Annotated in this window: 13 protein-coding genes; 6 read left to right on the forward strand and 7 right to left on the reverse strand. The window is 37.9% G+C overall.

Features of this window, described 5'->3' with window-relative positions; genetic code table 11:
• The first annotated feature begins 59 nt into the window (after positions 1 to 59).
• Positions 60 to 2,063 (forward strand): OmpA family protein, encoded by a 2,004-nt coding sequence (locus tag DRW42_RS05090; RefSeq protein ID WP_113947745.1) that lies wholly within the window; start codon positions 60 to 62, stop codon positions 2,061 to 2,063.
• Between the two features lie 233 nt (positions 2,064 to 2,296).
• On the forward strand, positions 2,297 to 5,098 hold the full coding sequence (locus DRW42_RS05095) for a lantibiotic dehydratase (RefSeq protein WP_147243666.1): 2,802 nt from the start codon (positions 2,297 to 2,299) through the stop codon (positions 5,096 to 5,098).
• Here the strand turns inward: DRW42_RS05095 and DRW42_RS05100 are convergent.
• Positions 5,095 to 6,210 carry a sensor histidine kinase gene (locus tag DRW42_RS05100; RefSeq protein ID WP_113947747.1) on the reverse strand — a complete coding sequence of 372 codons (1,116 nt, stop codon included), beginning with the start codon at positions 6,208 to 6,210 and terminating at the stop codon, positions 5,095 to 5,097. The two genes, DRW42_RS05095 and DRW42_RS05100, sit on opposite strands and share 4 nt — an antisense overlap.
• A gap of 144 nt (positions 6,211 to 6,354) precedes the next feature.
• Between DRW42_RS05100 and DRW42_RS28690 the strand changes: the two genes are divergently transcribed.
• Together DRW42_RS28690 and DRW42_RS28695 are read left to right on the forward strand one after the other, a co-directional pair.
• Positions 6,355 to 6,507 (forward strand): hypothetical protein, encoded by a 153-nt coding sequence (locus tag DRW42_RS28690; RefSeq protein ID WP_158544278.1) that lies wholly within the window; start codon positions 6,355 to 6,357, stop codon positions 6,505 to 6,507.
• A gap of 45 nt (positions 6,508 to 6,552) precedes the next feature.
• Positions 6,553 to 6,699 (forward strand): hypothetical protein, encoded by a 147-nt coding sequence (locus DRW42_RS28695; protein WP_158544279.1) that lies wholly within the window; start codon positions 6,553 to 6,555, stop codon positions 6,697 to 6,699.
• A 4-nt stretch (positions 6,700 to 6,703) separates the two neighbouring features.
• Here the strand turns inward: DRW42_RS28695 and DRW42_RS05105 are convergent, their stop codons facing one another.
• A complete protein-coding gene (locus tag DRW42_RS05105) occupies positions 6,704 to 7,450 on the reverse strand; it encodes a LytR/AlgR family response regulator transcription factor (protein ID WP_158544280.1) in 747 nt (248 codons plus the stop codon).
• Positions 7,451 to 7,832: 382 nt separating this feature from the next.
• On the opposite strand from DRW42_RS05105, the gene DRW42_RS05110 reads away from it, so the two are divergent.
• Complete coding sequence (locus DRW42_RS05110) at positions 7,833 to 8,207, forward strand: hypothetical protein (protein WP_113947749.1); 375 nt, start codon at positions 7,833 to 7,835, stop codon at positions 8,205 to 8,207.
• A gap of 18 nt (positions 8,208 to 8,225) precedes the next feature.
• Positions 8,226 to 8,720 carry a type I restriction enzyme HsdR N-terminal domain-containing protein gene (locus DRW42_RS05115; RefSeq protein WP_113947750.1) on the forward strand — a complete coding sequence of 165 codons (495 nt, stop codon included), beginning with the start codon at positions 8,226 to 8,228 and terminating at the stop codon, positions 8,718 to 8,720.
• Between the two features lie 253 nt (positions 8,721 to 8,973).
• Here DRW42_RS05115 and htpG read toward each other — a convergent pair whose 3' ends face one another.
• From htpG to DRW42_RS05140, 5 genes are all read right to left on the reverse strand, one after another.
• Positions 8,974 to 10,860 (reverse strand): molecular chaperone HtpG, encoded by a 1,887-nt coding sequence (gene htpG, locus DRW42_RS05120; protein ID WP_208643499.1) that lies wholly within the window; start codon positions 10,858 to 10,860, stop codon positions 8,974 to 8,976.
• A 211-nt stretch (positions 10,861 to 11,071) separates the two neighbouring features.
• The gene (locus tag DRW42_RS05125; RefSeq protein ID WP_113947751.1) at positions 11,072 to 11,812 is read right to left on the reverse strand and encodes a DUF4241 domain-containing protein; all 741 of its coding nucleotides are present in this window, start codon (positions 11,810 to 11,812) and stop codon (positions 11,072 to 11,074) included.
• A gap of 90 nt (positions 11,813 to 11,902) precedes the next feature.
• Entirely contained in the window at positions 11,903 to 12,295 is a 393-nt protein-coding gene (locus DRW42_RS05130) for a response regulator (RefSeq protein ID WP_113947752.1), read from the reverse strand.
• Positions 12,296 to 12,402: 107 nt separating this feature from the next.
• Positions 12,403 to 13,266: an N-acetylglucosamine kinase gene (locus tag DRW42_RS05135; protein WP_244215190.1), complete on the reverse strand. Its 864-nt coding sequence runs from the start codon at positions 13,264 to 13,266 to the stop codon at positions 12,403 to 12,405.
• Between the two features lie 306 nt (positions 13,267 to 13,572).
• Entirely contained in the window at positions 13,573 to 14,883 is a 1,311-nt protein-coding gene (locus DRW42_RS05140) for a TolC family protein (RefSeq protein ID WP_113947753.1), read from the reverse strand.
• Position 14,884 lies beyond the last annotated feature (1 nt).

The following is a 14,884-nucleotide window of genomic DNA, read 5'->3' on the forward strand; positions in this document are numbered from 1 at the left end:
AACGATCATAATCTCTTAATCATGATCGTTTCATCACCATTGAAAAAAACCTCATCAAGATGAAAAAAATATTACTCATTTTATTAGTGGCATTTGGCGGTTTTGCTAACGCTCAGTATGTGGTAAACTATAAAAAAGTTGCAGACACCTACTTCGAAAATAAGGACTATTACGCGGCGTCAACTTTTTATAAAAAAGCCTTAAAAATTACTGGCGACAGTACCCAGGCCTTATTACCTTACGGAGGGGACAGAAAATCAGCCTCTGATACTAAAGCGATAGAGGATTATGAAGGATCTGTATATAACCTTGCCGAATCGAGCAGGTTGTACAGGGAATTTAACGAAGCCGAAAAATATTATGGCCTGGCAATTAGCTTTACCAATACCCGTTTCAGAAAAGCTTTGTTTTATTATGGACAGAGTTTAAGGGCAAATAAAAAATTCGATCTGGCTATTGATGCTTTTCAACAGTTTATCCAGAAAAATAGCGGCGATCCATTGGTTAAAGATGCTCAAAAAGAAATCGAATCCTGCAAATTTGCAATGGAAGAAATGCGTTTTCCACGTATGGTGCAGGTTAAAAAGGTACCTGCCAATGTAAATGGATTAGGATCTAACTATGCTGCTGTTAAATTGAACAACGAACTGTATTTTACCTCATCACGCCCTGTTTTTGTTGGCAGCAAAAAAGATATGGTTAAAACAGATGCCGGAACTGAAGTTCAGGTAGCAACCAAAGCCAATCCTTTTATCAACAACATTTATTCGGCCAAAGGCGATTTAACTTCGGGCGATATTGCAGTTAAAAAACTGGATATTAATTTCCCTAAAGGCACAGAGATTGCTGCGCCTGCATTTACTCCTGATGGCAATACCGTTTATTTTACCGTTTGGAAGGATAAAGAAAAATATGCGATTTACAGCTCTAAAAAAGTGAGCGATAAATGGTCAGATCCGCAACCGGTTGGCTTGCAGGTAAACAGTAAAGATTTTAACTCTTCGCAGCCATTCATAACCAGTGATGGTAAATTCCTGCTGTTCTCGTCCGATAGGACTGGAGGTTATGGCAAATTCGACTTATGGTATTGCGCCATCCGTTCAGATGGTTCATTGGGTCAGGCGGTAAACTTTGGTTCAACCATTAATACCGAAAATGACGAACGCGCACCTTATTACAATACCCTAACCAAAAAATTATTGTTCAGCACCGATGGCAGAACAGGTTTTGGCGGATTAGATTTCTTCGAATCAGAAGGCGACCTGGTAAGCTGGACTACCCCGAAAAATCTGGGTTATCCGTTTAACTCTTCAAAAGATGATGTTTACTTTACTGCAACCGATGATAGGGGAACAAAAGGTTACATCAGCTCCGATCGCGAATCGTCATGCTGTTTGGAGATTTTCGAAGTGAAAAAAGAATACCTTTCTATTGCTGGTCTTTTAACCGATTGTAAAACCAAGTTACCTTTGGCCGGTGCATCTGTTACACTTAGCAATGCAGAAGGTTCGCAAAAAGTAACCACTGGTAACGATGGTATTTACAGGTTTAAAATAGATTCGAAAAGACCGATTAAATTGCTTTTCGCAAAAGATAATTACTTCGCGGTTACCAAAAATTATCCTTACGAAGAGTTAGCAAAAGCAGATACACTGATTTACAAAGATTACTGTTTAAGTCCTTTCAAACTGGGTATTCCTATTGCATTGGATAACGTATATTACGAATTTAACAGTGCCGAATTAACTGAACCATCTAAAAAAGTATTAGACTTCCTGATCCCGATTATGGAAGATAACCCTGAAATGGAAATCGAACTGGGCTCTCATACCGATAACATTGGTACAGACGAATACAACCTTGATTTGTCAAACAGAAGGGCTAAATCGTGTACCGACTATCTGGAAAGTAAAGGAATTGCAGCAGCCAGAATGACTTCTAAAGGTTATGGCGAATCGATGCCTATTGCACCAAACGAGATCATCGTTAAACGCAAGAAAAAAGATAATCCAGCCGGTAGGGCCAAAAACAGAAGAACTGAATTTAAAGTAACCAAAAAATAAAATACAATTAACATCCCGGTAAAGCCATCTTCTTTTTTAGAAGGTGGCTTTTTTGTTTTTGCGTTGGTCGGGGGGCAATCCCATTCCCATACGCGTCGGTTCGTGTCTCCACGAACCAATAAGGCCGTGGAAAATTGTCAACTGGAAAACTGTTCATTGTTTTTAAATTAATCTTTGTAATTTTCACCACGCCTCGGTTAGTAGCATTACAGACCGAACAAAATTTAAATCCAATGAAGCTGAATATCCAACCAAGTGTAATTTTTAGAACACCTAAATTTTCATACCAATCGGAAATTGCCGATTGCTGGGAGGAATTAAAAATAGCGATTTCCCTATCCTCAGCTTCTTTTTACGAAACCATAAAAGATGTAAGTGCCGGCGAATTAAAAGATCTGCCACCAAAGGTTTATTTTACCATCTGGAAATATTTTAACCGGGCAAAATTCCGTTCTACCCCTTATGGGATATTTGCAGGTTTTAGCTTGCTTAACAATGGCATTAAACCCTCAGAAAGCAAAATTGTAATTTCTGGGGAACAAAAAATCCGTGAACTGGTAGATTGGCCCTACAAAAACAATATCCGGCTTCCATTAGCCGGTCTGCTTCAAAAAAACTGTTTGCTGTTTAGCAATAGCAGCTATTATTTTACACCCGGTAGCATCCGTTATATTGCCTGTACCGATGGCGTTTTTGAGCTTGCAGAGCTTGATGAAGATGAATTTGTAAAACAGATACTGAATTTATGTTTAAAACCCATTACTGTTAATGATCTCGTTTGTGCATTAAATTTAAAAGATGGCGAAACAGATCACTTATTTTCGCTGCTGCAGGATATGCACGATCTGCAGCTCATTTTTACCAGTTACGATCCTAATATCATTGGAAAAGATTATTTCGAAAGAATCGGGGTTAGCAACACAAATGATTTGCCAAAATACCTGATTGCGCAAAGAACAGTGCAGAGCGGCCATTTAAACGAACAATTGCTTCAGGCTATACCCAACATGGTTAACTTGCTGCACGGTATTTTACCTGATAATAACCGCGAAGCCCTAAGTCAGTTTATAAACAGGTTTAAAAAGAAATTCGAAGAGCAGGAAGTACCGCTTTTATTTGCACTCGATCCTGAAATGGGCATTGGCTATGATGAACTCGAACAGGCCGGCGAAAACGACGATTTTATCTACAAACTCAAAAACAAGTCAGACAAATCTGAAAACAGCAACGGAAATATTAAATCAGTATTTAAGGATCTCCTTTCTCCACAAAATTTCGAAAAAGGTAAATCCTTATTATTGAATAAACTTACCATAAAACCATCCGAAAATACAAAACCGCTACCCAATTCCTTTAGCATGATTATGTCGGTAACCGACGGACTTATTTTTGCCGAACAGATTGGCGGTGTAACTTCTAATGCCTTAACCGGAAGGTTTACCATGGCTGATGAAGCTGTAGAGAATTATGCCAAAAGCATAGCCGATGCCGAACAGGCCGCCAATCCGGATGTGCTGTTTTTTGATGTGGCCTATATGGTAGAAACCAATATAGATAATGTAAACCGACGTAAGTTACTCTACGGGCATCAGCTATCCATCTTAAATTTTGACACTTCTGAGCATCCGCTCACCTTAAATGATATCCATCTTTCGGTTGTGGGAAATGAAGTAGTGCTGCGGAGTAAACGTTTAAATAAACGTTTGATGCCCCGGTTGGCTTCTGCTTATAATTATTCACGTTCCGATTTATCCGTATTCAGGCTTTTATGCGATTTACAGCACCAGGGTTTACAGGCCAGCCTTTCTATCCCGCTCGATACCTTGTTCCCCGATCTGGATTATTATCCGCGTTTACAATACCAGAATATCGTATTAAGCAACTGTAAATGGAAGATCAGAAAAGAGAATCTTCTGGATAAGGATAAAAAGTTCTTATCTCCCGAGCTTTGCCGTGCCCACCTCGTAGAAATTGGTGTGGGCAATTATTTTAAAGCAGGCGTATCCGATCAAACCCTCTGTTTTGCCCTGCACAATGATGAAGACCTGAATGCCTTTCTTCAGTATATGCAAAAACAAAGTTCATTATATATAGAAGAAGTGATCATTCCTGTCGATAGCCAGGTGATAGATGAGGAAGGGAGACCTTATTTTGCACAGTTTATTTTAAGCATCAACCATCAGGAGAAAATATATAAAGCTTTAATGCCCGAAGAAGCACCAGCTCAGGTAACCCGTTATTTCTTGCCGGGATCAGAGTGGCTTTATTTCGAAATTTATTGCCATCAACAACGTTCCGACCAGATTTTGGCCGAAGTAATTGCATCTTTCTTAGAAAATTACCAAGATGATATAAATTCATGGTTTTTTATCCGCTACAATGAAAATGGAAACCACATTCGGTTCAGGCTGCAGTTAAATAACAAGTCTCAAGTACAGGCGTTAACATCAGGCCTGATGGATGAATTGACCGTGTTTGTCAACTCCGGACTGGTATCTGATGTACAGATTAAAACTTATAAACGCGAACTCGAGCGTTATGGCCACGATATGATCGAAAGTGTTGAACAGCACTTTTCAGTAGATAGTGATTATGTACTCTCCCTTTTCGAAACACAGCCCGATTATTTCGAGAAATACCGGCTTTGCAGTATTCTGGCATCACAAATTGTTAAGGCAGGGGTATTCGGAAAACAGGCTGCGGTTAAAATCATCAGGTCGATTTCCGATTCCTTTAATCAGGAGCACCAGCTGGACGCTGCAGATTTTAAACAGCTCAACAACCAATATCAGCAGTTTAGAAATGCAGAATTTAATGCGCTAAACCCTGTTCAGGCACAAAAATTAGAAGCGTTTGCAATGTCATTTATCAATATTCTTCAGCGCGAAAAACCAGAAAACCGTGTTAAACTGTTTAGCAATTTAATGCACATGCATGTAAACAGGCTTTTTAACAGAGATCAGCGTACACACGAAATGGTGATGTACTACTTTTTGTTAAAAGATATCCAGAGGCAAAATGCAATAAATGCTTAGCGGTTTAGCCTGGCCATTGGGTTAACTACAGTTACCTCAATTTCGGTAATGTAGCGGTTAAGCGGATCTTTAAAATACCTGAAAACATATTCGCTGCCGTAAAAATTGCTCAGGCGTTTACCAATGTTTTCGATGCCTACATGATGACTTTCGGTTTGTTTGCCCTTATTATCATTAATCATGTTGATGGTTTTGATATTCAGCTTATCATTTTCGTAAGTAATATTAATCAGCGCAGGCTGTGTAGAATGCGAAACATTTCCGTGCTTAAATATGTTTTCTACAAGAGTTAATAAGATAAGAGGTGGGAACCTTAATCCAAATAAATCTCCATTTACTTCAAGTTCCAGATTAATCGTGTTAGCCGTTCGGAGTTTATGAAGATTGATCAGGTGTTCAATCTGCTCAATTTCTTCGCTTAAAGGAACCATTTCTGATGCCTCAGGGCGTTTTAAGGCATAGCGCATCATTTCAGCAAGATTCATAATTGCATCTGCTGCCATGGGGGCTTTTTTACGGGCGTCGTTATAAATAAAGTTTAAAGTATTAAATAGAAAGTGTGGATTGATCTGACTGCGCAGATAATTGTTCTGCGATTGAACCAGGTCGTTTTCCAAAGCTTGTTTTTCGATCTGGGTAACCAAATTCTGTCTTTCAAGCGCTTCTACTTTCTTTTGATCCTGAAATGATTTGATCAGATAAACATAACCTGTTGCAAAACCAATATAGTAAAGTGATCGGTATAAGCAAGAAAGAATAAAGTTACGTGAGTCAAAATTTGCCATGTCAAATTCGATGAGTCTGATTTTTTCAAATGCCAAAACCAGTATAAAGCTAAATGCAATATAAGCTGCAGACATAATCAGTATCAATAAAGAAATCTTAACGAACCTGAAAGATTGATTTTTGTTATTTAACACCTTATTCAATAAAAAGGCATGCGTATAAAAGGTCGAAATATTTGTGATATAGATAAGAAGATATATACCTGCCGGTTTAAACTGTTTAGATGTAAAACCTAAAATAAATACTTCATAAATGATGTAAATACTCCAGATGAATAGGTGAAGTTTATATTTTTTATATAATGTTTTGAGGGTTGAAAAAGTCATTTTTTCGCTTTATATCTATTGAAATAGGGTTTTTATCTTCTAAAATTAGGGGTTTGTGTAAAAAAGTGGTGATGATTGATTTTGCGGTGCATCTTTACAGAAATTAATAACAACGATAATTAAAAAATTAAAATACATCATATCATGAAAGCTCAACACACAACTACTTCAACTAAACTTTCTAAAAAAACTGTTTTCGTTTATAAAAGTATCAAGACTCAAAACAGCTACGAAACCACTCCAACCGGAGATCAAAGCCATACTATAGTAATGACTAGCTGGATTGATGTAATCTAATTGTAAAATCAAATATTTAAAAACCTTATATTTAACATTCATATCATGAAAATTCAAAATACTTCAGCTAAACTTTCTAAAAAAACTGTTTTTGTTTACAAAAGCATCAAAGTTCAAAATAACTATCAAACTACACCAACAGGCGATCAAAGTCATACTGTGGTAATGACCAGCTGGATCGACGTAATCTAATCTACTATTGATTTCTGTTTGATTTTAGTAAACTGCTCTGTACATAGGCGAAAAAAGCATCTTTGTAACCTTCGCCAATCTGGATCATCTCATTATTTACTAAACGGATTATATTTCCATCAACCTTTTTAATTGCCGATTTAGCCACAATATTCGATTTGTTAACCCTTATAAAAGCATGGGTTTCCAAAGCTTTCTCAATCTCCTTAAGTGTAAGGTAGGTTGTATGGGTTTCATTTTTGGTTATAATCTGGATATAGTTTTGTAAAGCCTTAATATAGAGTATTTCATCTATCGCGATGTTAGAAAAAGCATATTTGTGATCGCCTTTAATATAAAGTGCAGCAACTTGCTCGGGTTCTTTAGGGGCTGAAGCCTTATTATTTAGCGCTTCTTTCTTTAAAATCCGGTCAATCCCCAAAGCAAATTTTGCAAAGGAAATTGGTTTTAGTAAATACTGGTCTGATTGTACATCAAAAGCCTGTAAGGCATAATCAGGATGAGCAGTAGTAAAAATCAGATATTTTGCTTTTTCCCTGATGTTTTTGGCTAGTTCGAGGCCATTTATACCAGGCATATCAATATCCATAAATAATAAATCAATTTCATCGTCGATTTTTATTTCCGTAAGTGCCTGCACCGGGCTGGTAAAGGTCTTAAATATTGTTAGCCCCGGCATTTCTGCAATGTGGTCAGTTAACACCTCAATTGCATGTTGCTCATCGTCTATAACAACGCATTTTAGATTCATGATTTTAAATAGGTTTGTTTTGATTTGAATGCAAGTTAAATAAAAATGCATTGATTTAGCAAATGGGCTAAAAAAATCTTCAACTCTGGGTTTATCTAAAAAACCTACTGGTTTCGTGTAAAATTCTGCCGGGTTCGTGTAAAAAACTTATCCCGTCAACTTCTTTTTGTAATCTTTAAACTGTTTGCCAAAAACAAAACAATCAGGGAGTTAAATCCCGGATTAATTAAAAAAACATCTACCTGCCCAATATTGTGTAGCCTGTGGATAAAAAATATAAACAGGCCATACAAAACTGGGTTTAAAGATTGAATTGAAAACTTAAAAAGAAAAAAATACCGAAAAACAAGAATTATTTCCCCTACATCTATCTACCTCCAAAATGAAACACAACGAATACGAGTACTTACTTAACAAAATTTACTACAAGGGGATTCTTAAAAGCCAGGGAATCAACTCTGATATGTACCAGAGAATGCAGAACGAATACAGTAACCTGGATACTCCGGGCCTTGTAAACGGAAAACTAGACAGTGATTATGCATTCAGAAAATCTTTTTTGGTTGTTCGTAACTATGTTCAACAAGCCATTAAAGACGGTTTAAAAAGCTTTCAGTTTAGCATGAAAACAGCTGATATCAATAAATTAACCTATATGGTTGATATGTTGAACAGAAATTTCTTTGATAAACAAAGTTTAGATCAGATTATCATCACTGCAAATTCGGTATTTAACCAATACAATTTGAAAAACTAAAACCTAACAAGATATAACATGGAATTGAAAGACGAAATAGGGCAATTTGCCGTAAGAATCAAAAAAATGCTTCCACAAGTTCAATCTGAAGATTTAACAAGGAATGCTTTGGTAATGCCATTTATCCAGATCTTAGGATTCGACCCATCTGAGGTTCAATCTGAAGCTGTATTAGATTTTGGGGTTAAAAAAAGCAAAAAAGTGGATTATACCATTATGAAAGATGGTGAACCAACTATTTTGGTAGAGTGCAAGCACCATGATGATAACTTAGATATCCATGATTCGCGTTTATCTAAGTATTTCCGCAAAACTAAAGCTAAATATGGTTTATTAACCAACGGTTTGGTTTACCGTTTCTATACAGAGAAAATGGTAAGATCTAAGAAAAACCAGGAGCCTGCTTTCGAATTCAAAATTACCGATACCAAAGCAGCTACCATTGCAAAAATGATCGAAGAACATAAAGATTACTTCAATGTAGATGCTAAAAGCAATCCTTTAGCAAGCTAAAAATATTAATTTCAACCTAATAGGTTCCCGAAATTCCGAAAAAGTCCTGGTTGTAAAAATCAGGACTTTTTTTGTGCGCAATTTTTTACGCCAACGCTTAGCACACGCTGCTCCATGCTCTCCGCCAAACGCTCTCCGCTCCGCGCCAAACGCCAAACGCCAAACGCTCTCCGCTCTCCGCTCCGCTCCAAACGCAAAAAGGATGTCCAGATTTCTCCGAACATCCTCTGTAAATGATTATATTATTTTCTGATTAGATCAGTTCAACGCTTCTGCTTACAAAAGCAGTTAGTTCTGCTCCGGTTAACATGCCCTGGGCCAACAACGCTAAATCTACCGCTTGTTTGGCTAACGTGCTTTGTTCTGCCTCATCTGATTTTAAGATCTTGCTGATCAGCTTATGGTTTCCGTTAATGGCTACTTTGTAGTTGTCTGGCATCTGACCATAAAAATTCATTCCGCCACCCATTGCAGCCATATCTTTCATACGGCGCATAAACTCGTCCATGGTAATGGTTACAGGCAATTCTTCAGGATTTAAGGCCACAATTTCTACATGCATACCTGGTTTGGTAATGGCTTTTTCGAAAATGCTTGTTACTTCTTTTACCTGATCTTCGCTTAATACGTGTTCATTTTGCTCGTCTTTTTCAATTAATTTGTCGGCAACGCTCGAATCAACCCGTTTGATAGATGTTTTTTCCAGTTTTTGCTCTAACTGATTGATAAAGTGATTATCGATTGGCGAATCCAATACGAGCACATCGTAGTCTTTTTTATTGGCCGACTGGATAAAAGCATCCTGTTTAGCAGCATCGTTGGTATATAGATAAACCACGGTGCCATTTTTATCGGTTTGTAACGGCGAAACTTTTTCCTTGTATTCAGGTAAGGTGAAAAGTTCGTTTTTAGTGTTTCCAACCAACGCAAAATCTTTGGCTTTATCATAAAACTTCTCTTCGCTGATCATACCGTATTTTACAAATAAACCAATGTCTTTCCATTTGTCTTCGTATGCTTTACGGTCTTTAGCAAATAGTTCTGCTAATTTATCGGCAACCTTTTTGGTAATGTAGTTGTTGATCTTTTTAACATTGCTGTCGGCCTGTAAGAAACTACGCGAAACGTTTAACGGAATATCCGGCGAATCGATTACACCGTGTAATAACATCAAAAACTCAGGTACAATGTCTTTAACCTCGTCGGTAATGAAAACCTGACGCGAGTAAAGCTTAATTTTGTTACGCTGCATTTCGAAGTCGTTTTTCAACTTAGGGAAATACAGTACACCGGTTAAATTGAACGGGTAATCAACATTCAGGTGGATCCAGAATAAAGGTTCTTCACTAAACGGATATAATTCGCGGTAAAAGCTTAAATAATCCTCATCTGACAAATCTGCAGGAGCTTTAGTCCAGATCGGGTTAGTGGTATTGATGATATTATCAACTTCAACATCATTATATTTTGCCTTACCTTCTTCATCAACACCATCTTCAACAGATTCTGTTTTGGTACCGAATTTAATCGGAACAGGTAAGAATTTAGCATATTTATCAAGGATGCCCTGAAGTTTGCTTTCTTCTAAAAACTCTTCCGAATCTTTGTTTACGTGAAGGATGATATCGGTACCGCGTGTAGTTCTGGTACCTTCGGTAATTTCGAATTCGGTGCTTCCATCGCAAACCCAACGTGCAGGTTCAGCGCCATCTTGGTATGATAAAGTCTGAATTTCAACTAAATCAGCCACCATAAAGGCCGAATAGAAACCCAAACCAAATTTACCGATGATTTCGTTGGCATCTTTAGCATCTTTAAATTTCTCTACAAACTCGCTTGCGCCAGAAAATGCAACCTGGTTAATGTATTTTTTGATTTCTTCGGCAGTCATACCCAAACCGTTATCGCTAATGGTAATGGTTTTTGCGTCTTTATCAACTGCCACCTGTACCAATGGGGTACCAACTTCGCCGTTAAACTGACCTAATGAACCTAGTCTTTTGATTTTTTGAACCGCATCTACTGCGTTAGAAACCAATTCACGAAGAAAAATTTCGTTATCAGAGTATAAAAACTTCTTAATTATCGGGAAGATGTTCTCGGTATGTATCGAGATATTTCCTTTTTCCTGTATGCTCATACGTAAATAAATTGTTTAAAACTACATCACGCACATCAAGCGCTGTTCCAAAAGAATTTATTTGACAAAATGACAGTACAATATAGGTGATATGGAAAATGGATGATGGATGAAAGGTTTTTCTCCGGGCTTCATCCTGAACTTGTTTCAGGATCCATTCTGCCCTGTGGTCTGTGTCTCCACAAACCACCAATAAAACTTCTCAATAAGCTTAACTTTCCTCCCCGTAAGCCAGTTCGATATCAATAAACTGGATAATCAGTGAGCATACATTACCTGCAGCATCAAAACCATAATAAACAGGGTAGGTACCATCCCCAAAGCCACTTTGAAAAAACGGTATATGGTAATCGGTTTCGGGGATTTTCCAGTTGATCCAGTCGCCGGCTTCGCGTTGATAAATTGGATTTTCGGCATAGTTGGCGGCAAAAAGAACTGCGAAATAATCATCGTAAAGGTTTTTACCCGGATTTTCACTATGAAACTTATCCTGGAAAGCACAGAAATGTTTTAGTGTTTCACTATCCAGCACACAGCCAAGGCCTGCATCTACATTGAACCCGAAAAATTCGCCCTCGTTAAAATCAACCAGATCTTCTGTGCCAATTAATGCTTCTTCGAACCTTACCGCATCATAAGCAGTAAACTGCACTTTTACCGCTGCATAACGTGCACAATCTTCATCATCGGGCACTACTACAGCAGCAGTAACCGGAAATTCGCCGGTAGGTACTTTTATGATATATGGCTCAGCATCTTTCCGGATATAAACCAATGGATCGCGAACCAGAATTTCTCCAGTTGGGATAGATACGCTGCCCAGTTCGAGATGATCGATCTCTTTGCCGGCTACCTCGGTTTCTTCAAAATAATCGTTAAGGTTGTTGGGGCAGGCTAATAAATTACGTTTTTCGTTCCAGGTTTTTAACCATGTTTCACTTGGTGCTATCATATTGGTTTTTAAAAGTAGATAAACTATAAAAATAAAAAAGCCAGAGAGATTTAAGGTCTTTCTGGCTGAATATTTTTGATCGGACTGAAATTAATTCAAGTGAAAACTTGGTTTGTCCTCTTCAAGTGACAGGATTTTTGAAATCTTTTTTAGCAGCACATCCATCTGGAAAGGCTTCGAAAGGAAATCGTCCTGACCATAATTCAATGTGGTAAAATCTTTTGGGTCGTATAAACCCGAGATCAGTAAAATCGGAATTTTAGAAGTGCTCTCGATCGATTTTAACTGCTCGCATAACACGCGCCCATCGATATGGCCCAGGGAAATATCAAGTAATATAAGATCCGGGTTAAAACTTTCAATCCTGTTGAAAATTTCCTCACCATCACTAAGTGCCGAGACTTTAAAGCCTCCAATTTCCAATATCAATTGTATGGTTTCTAAAACCTCAATATCATCATCTACAACCAGTATTCTCTTCATATACGTCAGCAATTTATATGCTATAAAATTATAACAATAGTTATGTTGTTATGTTTACAATCTTAAGAATATTTTAACAATAAATTTATAACCGAAGCAAAATAGGTTTAACTGGCCTGTTGCACAATGCCTTCTTTTTGTAAAATGAAACTGAAAAGTTCCTCAATAGGTTTCTGGAGTATTTTTCCGGGCTCGATACCATTTTCCAATAATACCGAAACCAGCGAATCCTGATAATAATAGGCGATTGAACCTACAAAATGGCATGGAACGTTTTTGTGTTTGGGATAATCTTTAATGTTGGTATCAACAAATTCCTGAAAGCCGGTACGGAGGATATCCTGTATAAAAGGATGGTCTTTATGACTGGCCATAAAACGGCTGAATCCTGCAAGATAGATATTTGGGAAAGGTTTCTGGTAAACGTTGGTGATGATCTGTTCCTTTTCTGCCGGAAAAGCTTTTTTAAATTCTGCTGCTAAATTAGCAGGCATTTTGTTATATAAATAGCTTAAAAGTACCTTTTTTCCGAAGAAAGTTCCCGAACCTTCGTCGCCCAGTACATAACCCAGGCCATGATGGCCATCATGGATTTTTTTTCCATCAAAATAGCAGATGTTTGATCCGGTACCTAAGATGCAGTTCAGGCCTTCTGCATTGCCGCAGGTGGCATATACTGAACCTAAAAGATCATGATCTACAGAGATGAAAGCGTTTTCAAAAACCGCTGATAAGCCGTTCGAAACTACTTCATGTTTATCGGGCGAGGAGCAACCAGCGCCAAAGAAGTAAATTTCCCTAACATCACTGGCATATTGGATTAGGGATTCGTTTTTGGTAATCAGTTTAGTAATTTCCTGCTCACTCAAAAAATAAGGATTTATCCCTGGTGTGCTAAATTTAATGGTTTCGCCATTGTGATAGCCCATCCAATCCGTTTTCGATGAGCCACTATCTGCAACAAGTATCATGGATTAAATATAAAAATTAATTACAGAATTTTATACTTGAAATAATTTCGTTACCAATATTAAATCGTTTTAGTGTTGAATTGGAGAAAGATTACACTGGATAAATTTAGCCTAAACGTTTTACCACAGAGGCACGAAGGCACAAAACGGATTTTTATGTGTGATGTTAAATAGTAATCTGTTAACAGTAGGCAGTTACTCAAAGATTTTACACCCATGCTACCCAATGAACGAATCGCTAATGAACCAATAAACCAGTTCCTGACGATTAACCGGTTTAAACAATTAACCAGTTAACCCAATAAACTATTTCCCCAAATCTATATTCCCACTAATTGCTTTTAAGTTGGTTTCAGCTATTTTGGCCTGGTATTGCATTTCGATAAAACGGTTCTGCGCATCAATGGCATTGCGTTGTGCCTCCCTCAATTCTAGGGGGGCGATACTGCCTAAACGGTATTTCGCTAAAGTGATATCGAGATTTTCTTTCGCAATATCTACGTTCCGCTGTTCTAATTTGATCAGATCAAGGTAAGTGCTATAGTTTTGATAAGCAGTAAGCAATTGCGAGTTGACATCGAGTTTGGTTTTATTTAAGGTGAGGGCCGAATTATCGATTTCAATTTTTGCATTACGCTCGTTTTGCCTTTGTAGAAAGCCATTGAATAGGTTGATACTGGCGGTTACACCATAAGTAAACCCGTTGGCCGCAAATTTCTGGTTAAAACCTGTAGGGCTGGTGCTATTTGCCCTGCTATAGCCCGAATTTAAGCTGATTGCCGGATACCTTGCACCACGGATAGATTTTAAATTTAAGGCTGCAATACGTTGGTTAATAAAAGCATTTTGTACGTTCGGGTTCTGTTGTTCGGCTAATTCGGCCATTTTGCTAAATAAGATTCCTTTATCTACATCAATATTGCTATCAACCGTAAATGTTGTACCAATATCCCTCACCATCAACTGGTTTAAACGAACTTTGGCCACCTGCAATGTGTTTTTGGTTTGCAAATAACTCGAGGTATCTGCATTATAATCAACCTGCGCAGTAAGTACATCCAGTTTCGAACCCCGGCCAAGCTGTAATTTGGTTTTGGCAATATTGGTACGCAAAACAGAAACATCCATGGCACTATCAGCCGCGATTAGCAGTTGTTGCTGCCTCACCACATCATAATAAGCCGTAATTACATCGGCAACAGTAGTTAAAATGGTTAAACGAGAGTTAAGCTCGCCCTGTTTTTGCAGTTCTTTTAAACGATCGTAATTGGCGAACATGCTAAAACCGTCAAAAATGGTCCAGTTTAAATCAGCACCATAGCTGTTGTTGGTGCTTTTTGCGCCGGTAATCACCCTATCCGGCCCTGTTGCAGGGGTTTGCCTGGTATTCTGGATACTTCCGCCATTGGTATAATTTCCGGTTAAATTGGGCAACATTCCTGCGTTACCGATATTTGCATTGTTTTTTGCAATATCGATCTGATTTTTGCTGATCTTAATATCGTAGTTATTCTGTAAGGCTATGGTAATGGCCTCTTGTAAGCTTAATTTCTCTTGCGCAAAGCCCGAAAGCGACAGGCTTACCAACAGGATCAATATTTTAAATTTCTTGCTCATC

Source organism: Pedobacter miscanthi (genome assembly GCF_003315595.1).
In the GTDB taxonomy this organism is placed as follows: Bacteria; Bacteroidota; Bacteroidia; order Sphingobacteriales; family Sphingobacteriaceae; genus Pedobacter; species Pedobacter miscanthi.